General features: G+C 58.1%; 14 protein-coding genes. 11 read left to right on the top strand and 3 right to left on the bottom strand.

What is annotated here, in order from left to right; all coding sequences use genetic code 11:
• Positions 1-6: 6 nt before the first annotated feature.
• The gene (gene infA, locus AC1MDC_RS21675; protein ID WP_002553999.1) at positions 7-225 is read left to right on the top strand and encodes a translation initiation factor IF-1; all 219 of its coding nucleotides are present in this window, start codon (positions 7-9) and stop codon (positions 223-225) included.
• Between the two features lie 164 nt (positions 226-389).
• Here the strand turns inward: infA and clpA are convergent, their stop codons facing one another.
• Positions 390-2,660, bottom strand: coding sequence for an ATP-dependent Clp protease ATP-binding subunit ClpA (gene clpA, locus AC1MDC_RS21680; protein ID WP_085699141.1), 2,271 nt, complete (start codon positions 2,658-2,660; stop codon positions 390-392).
• 30 nt (positions 2,661-2,690) lie between these two features.
• Positions 2,691-3,074: an ATP-dependent Clp protease adapter ClpS gene (clpS, locus tag AC1MDC_RS21685; protein ID WP_011334948.1), complete on the bottom strand. Its 384-nt coding sequence runs from the start codon at positions 3,072-3,074 to the stop codon at positions 2,691-2,693.
• Between the two features lie 224 nt (positions 3,075-3,298).
• Here clpS and AC1MDC_RS21690 point away from each other — a divergent pair, with 224 nt between their 5' ends.
• Complete coding sequence (locus AC1MDC_RS21690) at positions 3,299-3,580, top strand: cold shock domain-containing protein (protein WP_085699139.1); 282 nt, start codon at positions 3,299-3,301, stop codon at positions 3,578-3,580.
• A 78-nt stretch (positions 3,581-3,658) separates the two neighbouring features.
• Here the strand turns inward: AC1MDC_RS21690 and icd are convergent, their stop codons facing one another.
• Positions 3,659-4,915 (bottom strand): NADP-dependent isocitrate dehydrogenase, encoded by a 1,257-nt coding sequence (icd, locus tag AC1MDC_RS21695; protein WP_085699137.1) that lies wholly within the window; start codon positions 4,913-4,915, stop codon positions 3,659-3,661.
• Between the two features lie 481 nt (positions 4,916-5,396).
• Here icd and AC1MDC_RS21700 point away from each other — a divergent pair, with 481 nt between their 5' ends.
• The 9 genes from AC1MDC_RS21700 (at position 5,397) to AC1MDC_RS21740 (ending at position 15,090) form a co-directional block, all read left to right on the top strand.
• Positions 5,397-7,622, top strand: coding sequence for an NADP-dependent isocitrate dehydrogenase (locus tag AC1MDC_RS21700; RefSeq protein WP_480393620.1), 2,226 nt, complete (start codon positions 5,397-5,399; stop codon positions 7,620-7,622).
• 411 nt (positions 7,623-8,033) lie between these two features.
• Positions 8,034-8,699 carry a hypothetical protein gene (locus AC1MDC_RS21705; RefSeq protein ID WP_085703233.1) on the top strand — a complete coding sequence of 222 codons (666 nt, stop codon included), beginning with the start codon at positions 8,034-8,036 and terminating at the stop codon, positions 8,697-8,699.
• Positions 8,700-8,776: 77 nt separating this feature from the next.
• Positions 8,777-9,223 (top strand): NUDIX hydrolase, encoded by a 447-nt coding sequence (locus AC1MDC_RS21710; RefSeq protein ID WP_085699131.1) that lies wholly within the window; start codon positions 8,777-8,779, stop codon positions 9,221-9,223.
• 59 nt (positions 9,224-9,282) lie between these two features.
• The gene (mnmA, locus tag AC1MDC_RS21715; RefSeq protein WP_085699129.1) at positions 9,283-10,407 is read left to right on the top strand and encodes a tRNA 2-thiouridine(34) synthase MnmA; all 1,125 of its coding nucleotides are present in this window, start codon (positions 9,283-9,285) and stop codon (positions 10,405-10,407) included.
• Entirely contained in the window at positions 10,404-11,027 is a 624-nt protein-coding gene (gene hflD / locus AC1MDC_RS21720; protein WP_011334953.1) for a high frequency lysogenization protein HflD, read from the top strand. The genes mnmA and hflD overlap by 4 nt, the downstream gene beginning before the upstream one ends.
• 127 nt (positions 11,028-11,154) lie before the next feature.
• On the top strand, positions 11,155-12,525 hold the full coding sequence (purB, locus tag AC1MDC_RS21725; RefSeq protein ID WP_480393621.1) for an adenylosuccinate lyase: 1,371 nt from the start codon (positions 11,155-11,157) through the stop codon (positions 12,523-12,525).
• Between the two features lie 86 nt (positions 12,526-12,611).
• Entirely contained in the window at positions 12,612-13,787 is a 1,176-nt protein-coding gene (locus AC1MDC_RS21730) for a ribosomal protein uL16 3-hydroxylase (protein WP_085699125.1), read from the top strand.
• On the top strand, positions 13,780-14,205 hold the full coding sequence (locus AC1MDC_RS21735) for a GNAT family N-acetyltransferase (protein WP_007951452.1): 426 nt from the start codon (positions 13,780-13,782) through the stop codon (positions 14,203-14,205). Before AC1MDC_RS21730 ends, AC1MDC_RS21735 begins: the two co-directional genes overlap by 8 nt.
• Positions 14,206-14,337: 132 nt before the next feature.
• On the top strand, positions 14,338-15,090 hold the full coding sequence (locus AC1MDC_RS21740; protein ID WP_007951453.1) for a secretin N-terminal domain-containing protein: 753 nt from the start codon (positions 14,338-14,340) through the stop codon (positions 15,088-15,090).
• Positions 15,091-15,421: the final 331 nt, after the last annotated feature.

Consider the following 15,421-nt stretch of genomic DNA (forward strand, 5'->3'; position numbering starts at 1 on the left):
TACTGCATGTCGAAAGAAGACAGCTTCGAAATGGAAGGCACTGTCGTCGACACCCTGCCAAACACCATGTTTCGCGTGGAATTGGAAAATGGGCACGTCGTAACCGCGCATATCTCCGGCAAGATGCGCAAGAACTACATTCGTATTCTTACCGGTGACAAAGTGCGCGTCGAGCTGACGCCCTATGACTTGAGCAAAGGGCGTATTACTTACCGCGCTCGCTAATCAAGTCAATACAGAACGCCCGGCTTAATGCCGGGCGTTTTTGTCTGTGCGTTTTTTGAGTTTGGGTGTATATCCGTTGCTGCGGTAACGGCTATACACCCAAAACCGCAGACAGCAAAAAGGCACCAAAAGGCGCCTTTCGCTTTACAACAGACCAACAACCATCAGGCCATTTCCGCAGTAGTCTCGAAGTCAAACGTCAGCTCACCATCCTTGATGTCGATGTGAACCACACCGCCATGCTCGGCCAGTTCGCCAAACAGAATCTCCTCCGCCAGCGGACGCTTGATCTTGTCCTGGATCAGACGCGCCATCGGACGAGCGCCCATGGCCGAATCGTAACCACCGGCCGCCAGCCAGCTGCGCGCCGCATCGGTAACTTCCAGAAGCACACGCTTGTCTTCCAGCTGCGCCTGAAGCTCGGTGAGGAACTTGTCCACCACGCTTTTGATGACCTCATGACTGAGGCGACCAAACTGAATGATGGTATCCAGGCGGTTGCGGAATTCCGGCGTGAAGCTCTTCTTGATCACTTCCATCGCATCGGACGAGTGGTCCTGATGGGTGAAACCGATCGAAGCACGCGCCGCCGTTTCAGCACCGGCGTTGGTGGTCATGATCACGATCACGTTGCGGAAATCCGCCTTGCGCCCGTTGTTGTCGGTCAGCGTACCGTGGTCCATCACCTGCAGCAGCAGGTTGAAGACTTCCGGATGCGCCTTCTCGATTTCATCGAGCAGCAATACGCAATGCGGTTGCTTGGTGATCGCCTCGGTCAACAGACCGCCCTGGTCGAAACCGACATAACCCGGAGGTGCACCGATCAGACGCGATACGGTGTGGCGCTCCATGTACTCGGACATGTCGAAGCGAACCAGCTCAATGCCCAAGGCCTTGGCCAGTTGACGCGCGGCTTCGGTTTTACCGACACCGGTCGGACCTGCAAACAGGAACGAACCGACAGGCTTGTCAGGCGACTTGAGACCGGCACGGGACAGTTTGATCGCGGTCGACAGCGAATCGATCGCCGCGTCCTGACCGAACACCGTCAGTTTCAGGTCACGCTCGAGGTTGCGCAGCAGTTCCTTGTCGGAGCTGGTGACATGCTTCGGCGGAATCCGCGCGATTTTCGCCACGATGTCCTCGACCTCAGACACTTCGATGCGCTTCACACGCTTCTCGACCGGTTGCAGACGCTGGAAAGCGCCAGCCTCGTCGATCACATCGATGGCCTTGTCCGGCATGTGCCGGTCATTGATGTAGCGCGAAGCCAGTTCCGCAGCGGCGCGCAGCGACTCATCGCTGTATTCGATGTTGTGGTGCTGTTCGAAACGACCTTTCAGGCCGCGCAGGATACCGATGGTGTCTTCCACCGACGGCTCGACGACGTCGACCTTCTGGAAGCGCCGTGCCAGAGCACGGTCTTTTTCGAAAATGCCACGGAATTCCTGGAACGTGGTCGAGCCGATGCAGCGAATGTCGCCAGACGACAGCAGCGGTTTGAGCAGGTTCGAGGCATCCATCACGCCACCGGACGCAGCACCCGCACCGATAATGGTGTGGATTTCGTCGATGAACAGGATCGCCTGCGGACGTTTTTTCAGTTCGCTGAGCAGCGCCTTGAAGCGCTTCTCGAAATCACCGCGATACTTGGTGCCCGCGAGCAAAGCACCCAGATCAAGGGAATAAACGACGCTGTTGGCCAGCAGGTCCGGCACCTGATTGTCGACGATGCGCTTGGCCAGGCCTTCGGCAATCGCGGTTTTACCCACGCCCGCCTCGCCTACCAGCAGCGGATTGTTCTTGCGACGACGCGCGAGAATCTGCGCCACACGCTCGACTTCCGTTTCACGCCCAACCAGCGGATCGATCCGGCCCTGGCGCGCGAGTTCGTTGAGATTGCTGGCATACGCATCCAGCGGATTGCCTGAAGAAGAAGACTCACCGCCCTCGTCGTCCTGCATATCTTGTTCACCTTCAGAGTGATCGCCATGCCCCGGCACTTTGGAAATGCCGTGAGCGATGTAATTGACGACATCAATGCGTGCAACGCTCTGCTGTTTCAGCAGGAACACCGCCTGACTCTCTTGCTCACTGAAGATTGCAACCAGCACGTTGGCGCCGGTCACTTCGCGCTTGCCCGAGCTCTGCACATGAAAGACAGCACGTTGCAGCACACGCTGGAAGCCCAGGGTTGGCTGGGTTTCGCGATCCTCGTCGTGGACGGGGATCAGTGGCGTGGTGGAGTCGATGAACTCCTGCAGGTCGTGCTTGAGTTTGTCGAGGTTTGCGCCGCAGGCACGCAATACAGTGGCGGCAGCCTCATTGTCCAATAGGGCCAGCAGCAGGTGTTCGACGGTCATGAATTCATGACGCTTCGAACGAGCCTCCTTGAAGGCAAGATTGAGGGTGACTTCGAGCTCGCGGTTTAACATAGCTTCACCTCATACCCAAGTGGTCGGCGATTAACCGTCCTTCTCGATTTCACAGAGTAGCGGATGCTGGCTTTCCCTGGCGTACTGGTTGACCTGCATGGCCTTTGTCTCGGCGATGTCGCGGGTAAACACTCCACATACTGCCCGCCCTTCTGTGTGGACGGCCAGCATGACCTTGGTCGCCAGCTCGCGATTCAGGTTAAAAAACACCTCGAGCACTTCGACGACGAAATCCATCGGTGTGTAGTCATCATTGAACAAAACCACCTTGTACATCGGCGGCGCCTGTAACGCGGGCTTTGCTTCCTGAACAGCAACGCCTGCCGAATCGTCGTCGTGCTCCTGTGGAAGATCCTTTTGGAGAAGCGGGCGATCCTGATTGAATGTTAGTCGAATCTGGCTGATTGCATGCATGGAAAGAAAGGTTCGTCAGTTGTGCAAATACAGTGGTGGGGGCGGCTTGACACGTTTTCAACTCCGACTGCCCGGTCACCTTGACTATCGGGAAAACGGTGTTACAACCAATAGAACCCACAGTGGGGAAAAAAGATCCGCGGAGTCAATCTTTTTAACGGATTCGACTGCGGATGAATTGGATGATACTCCAGCGATGGAGACTGTTGCAGAGGGATTTGAGCATGGCTGTCGGCAAGGTGAAATGGTTCAACAATGCCAAGGGGTTCGGTTTCATCAACACCGACTCCCGCGAGGGGAAGGACGAGGACGGCAAAGAGATCGATTTCTTTGCCCACTACTCCGCCATTGAAATGGACGGATACAAAACCCTCAAAGCCGGGCAAATCGTCAAATTCGAGATCGTGCAAGGGCCCAAAGGCCTGCATGCCACAAAAATTCAGAATGCCGACGCTGCAAAAGATGCCGCCTCGACCGCTGTTCAGCATCAGTCAGTGACCAGTTGAAGCAACACGGACACCTGCCAGAAAGCAAACCGCCCGGCTCGATCACTCGAGCCGGGCGGTTTCGTTGCAGCTGCCTTTTTACATGTGCTTGACGATCGCCTCACCGAAGCCCGAAGAAGATACCAGCGTGGCGCCTTCCATCAGACGTTCGAAGTCGTAGGTCACGGTTTTGGCCTTGATGGCGCCGTTGGTGCCCTTGATGATCAGGTCGGCCGCCTCGGTCCAGCCCAGGTGGCGCAGCATCATCTCCGCCGACAGAATCACCGAGCCCGGGTTGACCTGGTCCTTGCCGGCATATTTCGGCGCAGTACCGTGGGTCGCCTCGAACATGGCCACGGTGTCGGACAGGTTGGCACCCGGCGCGATACCGATACCGCCCACTTCCGCCGCCAGGGCGTCGGACAGGTAGTCACCGTTGAGATTGAGGGTGGCGATCACGTCGTATTCGGCCGGACGCAGCAGGATCTGCTGAAGCATGGCGTCGGCAATGGCATCCTTGACGACGACTTCGCGGCCGGTTTTCGGGTTCTTGAACTTCATCCATGGGCCGCCATCCAGCAGCTCGGCGCCGAATTCTTCCTTCGCCACCTCGTAACCCCAGTCCTTGAAGGCACCTTCGGTAAATTTCATGATGTTGCCCTTGTGCACGATGGTCAGCGACTTGCGGTCGTTGTCCACCACGTACTGCAGGGCCTTGCGCACCAGACGCTTGGTGCCTTCCTTGGAAACAGGCTTGATGCCGATACCGCAATCCTGGTCGAAACGGATCTTGGTGACGCCCATTTCTTCTTTCAGGAACTTGATGACCTTGGTGGCCTCAGGAGAGCCGGCCTTCCATTCGATACCGGCATAAATGTCTTCGGAGTTCTCGCGGAAAATCACCATGTCGACGTCGCCAGGCTTTTTCACCGGGCTTGGCACGCCGTCGAACCACACCACCGGGCGCAGGCAGACATAGAGATCGAGCTGTTGACGCAGGGCAACGTTAAGGGAGCGGATACCACCACCGACCGGAGTGGTCAGCGGGCCTTTGATGGAAACCACGTAATCCTTGACGGCGTCCAGGGTTTCCTGGGGCAGCCAGGTGTCCTGGTCATAAACCTGAGTTGCTTTTTCGCCAGCATAAACCTCCATCCAGGAAATCTTGCGCTTGCCCCCGTAGGCTTTTTCTACGGCAGCATCAACCACTTTGATCATCACAGGGCTGACGTCGACGCCAATGCCGTCACCTTCGATGAAGGGAATGATCGGGTTATCAGGGACATTGAGAGAATGGTCTGCATTGACGGTGATTTTGTCGCCGACGGCTGGAACCTGAATCTTCTTGTAACCCATGCTGAACTCCATTGTTTGGATTGAACATCTGGCTTGGTTCGAGCGTAACCCAGTTGAATCAACACGCAAACCCTCTGTTCCGGGCACGACCACATCTCGTTTCGTACAAGCCTGAAAGCAAAGGGAAAAGCGCCAATCCCAAGCATTCACGGCGACTCTACGCCCCACCCCGCCCTGCGACCTTTAGACCAATGGACGAGAATCGTTGCATATGAACCATCGGCAGATTGCCAGCTACCTATGTATAATGCCGCCCGCTGACCAAAGGGTCACGACGGCTGGCCTCTCTAGCACGAGACTTTCCGCCTGATTGGTCGGGTTGTTACCGCAGTCCGACTGCTTGACGCTCTACTGATGCACCCAACATCACCGCGAAGATTCTCGACATTCGGTTCATGGATGACTTTGAACGAACGCGCTTACCCGGCGCCCCTCGAGTTTCTGCGCACGCTTTAGCAAAGAAGAGAGAGTTAATCCGAATATGCCCACCCGCTCGAAGATCATCTATACCTTCACCGACGAAGCTCCAGCCCTCGCCACCTATTCCCTGCTGCCGATCATCGAGGCTTACACCGCCTCGGCCGATATCGCCGTGGAAACCCGCGATATCTCTCTTGCAGCACGCATTCTGGCCAGCTTCCCCGAGCAACTGGGCGACAAAGCCGTAGCCGACCACCTCGCCGAACTGGGCGACCTGGCCGTTACGCCTGAAGCCAACATCATCAAGCTGCCGAACATCAGCGCCTCGGTTCCGCAGCTGCAAGCCGCGATCAAAGAACTGCAAGCCCAGGGCTACAACCTGCCGGACTACCCGGAAACCGTGACCAACGACGCCGAAAAAGAAGCCAAGGCGCGCTACGACAAGGTCAAGGGCAGCGCCGTGAACCCGGTTCTGCGTGAAGGCAACTCCGACCGTCGCGCTCCGCTGTCGGTCAAGAACTACGCTCGCAAGCACCCGCACAAAATGGGCGCCTGGGCGAAGGACTCCAAGTCCCACGTCGCTCACATGAGCGCCGGTGATTTCTACGGCAGCGAAAAAGCTGCCCTGATCGACGCCGCTGACGCCGTGAAGATCGAGCTGATCGCCAAAGACGGCACCGCGACTGTCCTGAAAGAAAAAACCACCGTTCAGGCGGGCGAGATCCTTGACTGCTCCGTCATGAGCAAAAAGGCCCTGCGCGCGTTCATCGCCGCTGAAATCGACAGCGCCAAGCAACAAGGCGTGCTGCTGTCGGTTCACCTCAAAGCCACCATGATGAAGGTCTCCGACCCGATCATGTTCGGCCAGATCGTTGCCGAGTTCTACAAGGACGCCCTGACCAAGCACGCCGATGTGCTGGCCGAAATCGGCTTCAACCTGAACAACGGCATCGGCGACCTGTACGCCCGCATCAAATCCCTGCCGGCCGAACAGCAAGCCCAGATCGAAGCTGACATTCAAGCGGTCTACGCCGTTCGTCCGTCGCTGGCGATGGTCAACTCCGACAAAGGCATTACCAACCTGCACGTGCCGAGCGACGTCATCGTCGACGCCTCGATGCCGGCCATGATCCGTGACTCCGGCAAGATGTGGGGCACCGACGGCCAGTTGCACGACACCAAGGCTGTGATCCCGGATCGTTGCTACGCCACCATCTACCAGGCCGTGATCGAAGATTGCAAAGCCAATGGCGCTTTCGATCCAACCACCATGGGCAGCGTGCCAAACGTTGGCCTGATGGCTAAAAAGGCTGAAGAATACGGCTCCCACGACAAGACCTTCCAGATCAAGGCCGACGGCGTGGTTCGCGTGACCGACAGCAAAGGCTCCCTGCTGATGGAGCAGGCTGTTGAAGCCGGCGACATCTTCCGCATGTGCCAGACCAAAGACGCGCCGATCCAGGACTGGGTCAAACTGGCCGTCAATCGTGCTCGCGCAAGCAGCACCCCGGCCATTTTCTGGCTGGACCCGATGCGCGCCCACGACGGCGTGGTGATCGAGAAGGTTCAGGCTTACCTGAAGGATCACGACACCGCCGGTCTGGACATCCAGATCATGTCGCCGGTCGACGCCATGAAGTACACCCTGCAGCGCACCCGCGAAGGCAAGGACACCATCTCGGTGACCGGCAACGTACTGCGTGACTACCTGACCGACCTGTTCCCGATCATGGAACTGGGCACCAGCGCCAAGATGCTGTCGATCGTGCCGCTGATGAACGGTGGTGGTCTGTTCGAAACCGGCGCCGGCGGTTCGGCGCCCAAGCACGTGCAGCAGCTGGTCGAAGAGAACTTCCTGCGCTGGGATTCGCTGGGTGAATTCCTGGCCCTGGCCGCTTCTCTCGAGCACCTGGGTGTTAACTACAACAACCCGAAAGCGCTGATTCTGTCCAAGACCCTGGACCAGGCCACTGGCCAGTTCCTGGACAACAACAAGTCGCCATCGCGCAAAGTCGGCAACATCGACAACCGCGGCAGCCACTTCTACCTGGCGATGTACTGGGCTCAAGCCCTGGCCGCCCAGACTGAAGACGCTGCACTGCAAGCGCAGTTCGCGACTCTGGCCAAGACCCTGACCGAGAACGAAGCGACCATCGTCGCCGAGCTCAATGCCGTTCAAGGCAAGCCAGTGGACATCGGCGGTTACTACCACGCCAATGCCGAGCTGATCAGCAAGGCCATGCGCCCGAGCGCAACCCTCAACGCGGCGATTGCTGCGCTGGTATAAGGTTGTAAAGGGAACATCACAAGCCCCGGCCATGCGCCGGGGTTTGTTTTTTTCAAAAGGTTGAAATTTTGTTTTCGGTCTTACTTACCCCCCCGAGAATCGAGCGCCTTATTCCACATCGTCGCAATGGACGATCGCAAAAAAGCATAATCAACTGTCAAAGTTGACAGGTCACAAGACTCGAGCAAGCCACTAATCTCAGAACACTCGAAATAAAATATCTGCCACCTCACTCACGCTCCCGACAACACAAAACACCGAAATAGCCGGCCGGCCATTACTCCGGAATCAATAATAAAAAACGAGCGAGTCGAATCAACACCTTGCATCCCCGATGCAGACATCCGAGCCCAACAAAAACTTTGAGAGACAACTTTTTCAGATACCTTTAAACCTCGCAAGGAGATAAAAATGAAACCGTCGAGCCTACTCACCAGCTTTGCATTGGCCGCACTTATATCTTCAGCATCTGCCGACACTCTCTCATGGAATGACCCGGCAATCAGTGATGGACCATGCACTGACCCTCCCGCCCTCCAGGTCCCTATGCAACTCTTCAACACTCTGAAAGGCCTGCCACAAGGTTTCAGAGTTTATTTACCTTTTGGAAATCAGGCGTATTACCGCTGGATCCATCAAAAAATAAATGGTGGCATGGCTGCGACAGACGAATCCCAGATTCTGGCAACCAAACCCCGGGTGACTTTCCCGGACTTGCTGGCACCCATATTTTGGGCAGTGGGAAAAGTTGATGTCTACGATCACAACCCCGTCGATAAATGGTATTACGTACAAGCCATCCCCAAGAATCTCATCGCCACAGACTTGAGTGTCAACATTGTCAATCCAAGTCCAGGATCTGCGCCTTATGGATTTGGAGGCACGAACATTCCATCTCGGTATATTTGGGCGGACCCCTACGCACTTGTCGAGTGGCACTGCTTTGCGGGCAACGTTCAAGTCTTTAATGTAATTTCATTAATACCCGCACTTACGAACGAACAGATTTCAAAAATCTCGACTTTCCTGGAAAGTTATGGCTTTCAATCAAAAAACTTTATGAGCATGCCTTATTAAGCAGACCTGCATGAATCGGTTGAGCACTACGACGCCTTGTTGTTTACTTGCGCCCCTCCCCCGAGCAAGAGCAGTCCATGAACTGGCAACCCCACATCACCGTCGCTACCATCGTCGAGGACAACGGTCGTTTCCTGATGGTCGAGGAACACAAGGCCGGGCGTAACGTGCTCAATCAGCCGGCCGGCCATCTGGATCCGGACGAAACCCTGATCGAAGCCGCCGTGCGCGAAACCCTCGAAGAAACCGGCTGGGACGTCGAACCCACCGCCGTGATCGGCATTTATCTGTACACCGCACCGAGCAACGGCGTGACTTACCAACGCGTGTGCTTCAGCGCCAAAGCCGTCAAGCACCACCCGGATTATCAACTGGACGACGGCATAGTCGGCGCCAAGTGGCTGACCCGCGACGAATTATTGGCCCAGCGCGATAACTGGCGCAGCGAGCTGATCATCCGTTGCATCGATGATTATCTGGCCGGCAATCGCTTCGGCCTCGAACTGATCCGCCCTTCCCTTTAGCCTTGAGGGCGTGAGCCTGATAGAATCGCGTCCTTTTTCAAGACACTCATTGAATCCCTATGCGTGATCCAGCCCCTTCTGACACATCCAAGAAGCGCGTCATTGTCGGCATGTCCGGCGGCGTGGACTCTTCCGTTTCCGCTCTCCTGCTGATCGAGCAGGGCTATGAAGTGGAAGGCCTGTTCATGAAGAACTGGGAAGAAGACGACGGAACGGAATACTGCACAGCCATGGACGACCTGGCGGATGCACAGGCCGTGTGCGACAAGATCGGTATCAAGCTGCACACCGCCAACTTCGCCGCCGAGTACTGGGACAACGTGTTCGAGCACTTCCTGGCCGAATACAAGGCCGGCCGCACGCCGAACCCGGACATCCTGTGCAACCGTGAGATCAAGTTCAAGGCGTTTCTCGACTACGCCATGATGCTCGGCGCGGACCTGATCGCCACCGGTCACTACGTGCGCCGCCGCGACATCGATGGCCGCACCGAACTGCTCAAGGGCCTGGATCCGAACAAGGATCAGAGCTACTTCCTGCACGCCGTCGGCGGTGAACAGATCGCCAAGACCCTGTTCCCGGTCGGCGAGCTGGAAAAACCGGAAGTCCGTGCCATTGCCGAGAAATACGAGCTGGCGACCGCCAAGAAGAAGGATTCCACCGGGATCTGCTTCATCGGCGAGCGCCGTTTCAGCGATTTCCTCAAGCAATACCTGCCGGCACAGCCGGGCGAGATCAAGACCACCGAAGGCGAAGTCATCGGCCGTCACCACGGCTTGATGTATCACACCATCGGCCAGCGCCAAGGCCTAGGCATCGGCGGACTGAAAGACGCTGGCGACGAGCCGTGGTACGTGCTGCGCAAGGATCTGGACACCAACGAGCTGATCGTCGGCCAGGGCAACAACCATCCATGGCTGTTCTCCAGTGCCCTGCTCGCTTCGGAAATCTATTGGGTCAACCCGATCGATCTGAGCCAGCCGTTGCGACTGACTGCCAAGGTCCGTTATCGCCAGAGCGATCAGGCCTGCACCCTGGAAAAAACCGCAACCGGTTATCGCGCCGTGTTCGATGAGCCGCAGCGCGCGGTCACGCCGGGCCAGTCGGTGGTGTTCTATGACGGAGAAATCTGCCTCGGTGGCGGCGTGATCGAAGTTGCCGAGCCGTGGAGCGGCCTGGCATGAGCCCGACTCAGGAGCAACTGACGGCGCTGGGCGGCGTGTTTCTCGCCGCCGTGCTGGTGGACCGGATCGCCAAGACCGGCCAGACCAACGAGGCCGGCCTGAGCTGCATGCTCGGCAGTCTGCTGGTTCGCGACCCGAAAGACACCCTGGATGTGTACGGCGGCGACGATATCAACCTGCGCGAAGGTTACCGCGCGCTGATCGGCGCCCTCGAGCGCGATCCGAGCACCTTGCAGCGCGAACCGCTGCGCTACGCGTTGTCGATGCTTGGCCTCGAGCGACAGCTGGCCAAACGCGACGACATGCTCGATGTGATCGGCAAGCGTTTGCCGCAGATCCAGTCGCAGGTCGAGCATTTCGGCCCGGCCCACGAAAACGTGATCGCGGCCTGCGGCGCGCTGTATCAGGACACCCTGAGCACGTTGCGCCAACGCATTCAGGTGCACGGCGACATGCGCAATCTGCAGCAGCCGAGCAATGCCTCGAAGATCCGCGCCCTGTTGCTCGCCGGCATTCGCTCGGCACGCCTGTGGCGTCAGCTCGGCGGTCATCGTTGGCAGTTGGTCGTGAGTCGGCGCAAGTTGCTCAAAGAGCTGTATCCGTTGATGCGCAGCGAGTAAATCGCCGCGCAATAAAAGCCTTGTAGGCTGTAACGCGTAATACGCCGGTCAGTTGGCGACGGACCGGCGGATTTTTTCATGTATGATACGCGCCCCATTTCGTTGCCCGACTGTCCGAGAACACCCCATGCAGCTCTCTTCGCTCACTGCGGTTTCCCCTGTTGACGGCCGCTACGCCGGCAAAACCCAGGCCCTGCGCCCGATTTTCAGCGAGTACGGTCTGATCCGTGCCCGCGTTCTGGTTGAAGTGCGCTGGCTCCAGCGCCTGGCCGCTCACGCCGGCATCCCGGAAGTGCCAGCCTTCTCCGCCGAAGCCAACGCCGTTCTGAATGAACTGGCCGAGAACTTCTCTCTCGAGCACGCCGAGCGCGTCAAAGAGATCGAGCGCACCACCAACCACGACGTAAAAGCGATCGAATACCTGCTAAAAGAGCAGGCGGCCAAGCTGCCGGAGCTGGCCAAGGTCAGCGAGTTCATCCACTTTGCCTGCACCAGCGAGGACATCAACAACCTGTCCCACGCCCTGATGTTGCGCGAAGGTCGTGACGACGTGATGCTGCCGCTGATGCGCCAGACTGCCAACGCCATCCGCGAACTGGCCCTGCGTTTCGCCGACGTGCCAATGTTGTCGCGCACCCACGGCCAGCCGGCTTCGCCGACCACTCTGGGCAAAGAGCTGGCGAACGTGGTTTATCGTCTCGAGCGGCAGATCGCGCAGGTCGCTGCCGTTCCGCTGCTGGGCAAGATCAACGGCGCTGTCGGCAACTACAACGCTCACCTGTCGGCCTATCCGCAGATCGACTGGGAAGCCAACGCCCGCGCCTTCATCGAAGACGAGCTGGGTCTGGCCTTCAACCCGTACACCACACAGATCGAGCCGCACGACTACATCGCCGAGCTGTTCGACGCCATTGCGCGCTTCAACACCATCCTGATCGACTTTGACCGTGACATCTGGGGCTACATCTCCCTGGGTTACTTCAAGCAGCGCACCATCGCCGGTGAAATCGGTTCGTCGACCATGCCGCACAAGGTCAACCCGATCGACTTCGAAAACTCCGAAGGCAACCTGGGCATCGCCAACGCGCTGTTCCAGCATCTGGCGAGCAAACTGCCAATCTCCCGCTGGCAGCGCGACCTGACCGACTCCACCGTGCTGCGCAACCTCGGTGTCGGCTTCGCCCACAGCGTGATCGCGTACGAAGCAAGCCTCAAAGGCATCAGCAAGCTTGAACTGAACGCTGACAAGATCGCTACCGACCTGGACGCTTGCTGGGAAGTCCTGGCCGAGCCGATCCAGACCGTGATGCGCCGCTACAACATCGAAAACCCGTACGAGAAGCTGAAAGAACTGACTCGCGGCAAGGGCATCAGCCCTGAAGCCCTGCAGACTTTCATCGATGGCCTGGACATGCCGACCGAAGCGAAAGCCGAGCTCAAGCAACTGACCCCGGCCAACTACATCGGCAACGCTGTAGCGCAAGCCAAACGCATCTGATCGACTGCTTGACCCGTTTGAGACGCCCGGCCGCGCCGGGCGTTTTTATTCCCGTCTGAAAAATGCTTTTTTTCAATAGGTTACATATGAATCCCGATATTCCTCTTCAACTTCTGGGTGGTCTTACGGCGCGCGAATTCATGCGCGATTACTGGCAGAAAAAACCACTGCTGATCCGCCAGGCGATCCCTGATTTCGAAAGCCCGATCGACGCCGACGAACTCGCCGGCCTGGCCCTGGAAGAAGAAGTCGAATCGCGCCTGGTGATCGAGCACGGCGAGCGACCTTGGGAACTGCGTCGCGGCCCGTTCGCCGAAGACGAATTCAGCAAGCTGCCGGAGCGCGACTGGACCCTGCTGGTGCAAGCGGTCGATCAGTTCGTGCCGGAAGTCAGCGAGCTGCTGGAAAACTTCCGCTTCCTGCCGAGCTGGCGCGTCGACGACGTGATGATCAGCTTCGCCGCCCCGGGTGGCAGCGTCGGCCCGCATTTCGACAACTACGACGTGTTCCTGCTGCAAGGCCACGGCAAGCGCAACTGGAAAATCGGCCAGATGTGCGATTCGGAAAGCCCGCTGCTGCAACACGCAGACTTGCGCATCCTCGCCGAATTCCACGAGACCGAAGAGTGGGTCCTGGAACCGGGCGACATGCTCTACCTGCCGCCGCGCCTGGCTCACTGCGGCGTTGCCGTCGATGACTGCATGACCTACTCGGTCGGCTTCCGCGCTCCAAGCGCCGCTGAAGTACTGACCCACTTCACCGACTTCCTCAGCCAGTTCCTGACTGACGAAGAGCGCTACACCGACGCCGACGCCAAACCGGTCAGCGACGATCCACATCAGATCCAGCACGACGCCCTCGATCGCCTGAAAGCGCTGCTCGCCGAGCACATGAGCGACGAACGCCTGTTGCTGACCTGGTTCGGCCAGTACATGACCGAGCCGCGCTATCCAGAGCTGGTGGTAGGCCCGGAAGAAGTCGAGGAAGAAGACCTTCTCGGTGCGCTCGAAGACGGCGCCATCCTGATCCGCAACCCGAGCGCGCGCCTGGCGTGGTCGGACGTCGATGACGATCTGCTGCTGTTCGCCAGCGGCCAGAGCCGATACCTGCCGGGCAAGCTGCGTGAATTGCTGAAGCTGATCTGCTCCGCCGACGCCCTGCACACCGACAACCTTGGTGAGTGGCTGAGCGACGAAGACGGTCGCGGCCTGCTGTGCGAACTGGTCAAACAGGGCAGTCTGGGGTTCGCCGACGATGAATAAGATTCGCGTACGTGTTGCAGACTGGCAAAAGGACAACGCCGAGATCCGCCGCATTCGCGAAACGGTGTTCATTGCCGAACAATCGGTTCCACCCGAGCTTGAGTGGGACGCCGATGACGCCACGGCGGTGCATTTCCTGGCTTTCGAAGGCGACTTTCCGATCGGCACCGCCCGCCTTTTGCCCGACGGGCATGTTGGCCGGGTTTCGGTACTGAAGGACTGGCGCGGGCTGAAGGTCGGCGATGCGCTGATGCAAGCGGTGATTGCCGAAGCGGAAGCGCGCGGCTTGAAGCAGCAGATGCTCAGCGCACAGGTGCAGGCTACGGCGTTCTATGAGCGCCTGGGTTTCAACCTGGTCAGCGAGGAATTCCTCGAAGCCGGGATTCCGCATGTCGACATGGTTCGCCATTCGGCATAACACTTGATGAGCACCACAAAACGCCCCGCCATCGACCGATGCCGGGGCGTTTTGCTGTCTACGATTCAACTTGCCCCACCCCGGGCCGACAAACTGGCAATATCAAGCCTTTCGAAAGCGGAGATAACGGACATGTCCCTACGCACCCTGCTCACCACCCTGCTGCTCGGCTGCAGTTTTTCGGTGATGGCAGCCACAGAAATCGTTCCCCTCAAGTACCACACCAGCGCCGACATGCTGCCAGTCGCTCAGGACTTCATCGGTAAGGACGGTCAGGTCAGCGCCTACGGCAACCAACTGATCGTCAAGGCCGAGCCCGGCAAAATCGAAGAGCTCAAGGATTTGCTCTCGCAGCTCGACACCGCACCCAAGCGCCTGCTGATCACGGTCGATACCAACGAAAACAACGGGCGTGGCGACGAAGGCTATTCGGTCAACGGCGCGCAGACCCGCATCATCAGCCGCAGCACTGCCAGCCGAGACGGCGGTATTCAGCAGATTCAAGCCAGCGAAGGAGCGCCGGCGCTGATTCAGGTCGGCCAGAGCGTACCGATCACCAGCAGCCAGACCAACTCGTACGGCGATTACAGCAGCCAGACCCAATATCGCAACGTCACACAGGGGTTTTACGTCACCGCCAGCGTCACTGGCGAAACCGTTCATCTGGCAATCAGTACCAACCGTGACCGCATGAGCCAGGAACGTCCCGATGTAGTGAACGTGCAAAGCACCGACACAACTGTCACCGGACGACTGGGTGAATGGATTACCCTTGCCGGCGTGAATCGCCAGACTCAAGCCGACAAACAAGGTCTGGCACGCAGCTACTCGACTCAAGGCCGGGATGACATGACCTTGCGGGTGAAAGTCGACACACTGGACTAAAGCACCAAAAACTGACTGATTAGTCGTATTAGACGAAAGATGTAGTGCTTTAAAAAAAGCACTACAAAATATTTGACGAGCCAAAAAAGCGAAGGCATGATGGCCTCGCTCCCGCTAATCAGAGGCCCTGGCAAGGGCCTTCGAAGCGCTGCTCGCAACCATCCCCGCGAGCCGTTTCGTGTCTGTACCGCCCACAAGGTGTGTTTGACGAGGTTGCCGACTGGAACGAAGTTGTCCCGAGGGACGGAAGCGTAATTAGGTAACCCGGCTTTACACTGTAGTTCGCATAAAGGCCCACGACACCCGAATGCGCCCACCAGTTGCCTTTACC

This window comes from Pseudomonas sp. 1, assembly GCF_056626735.1.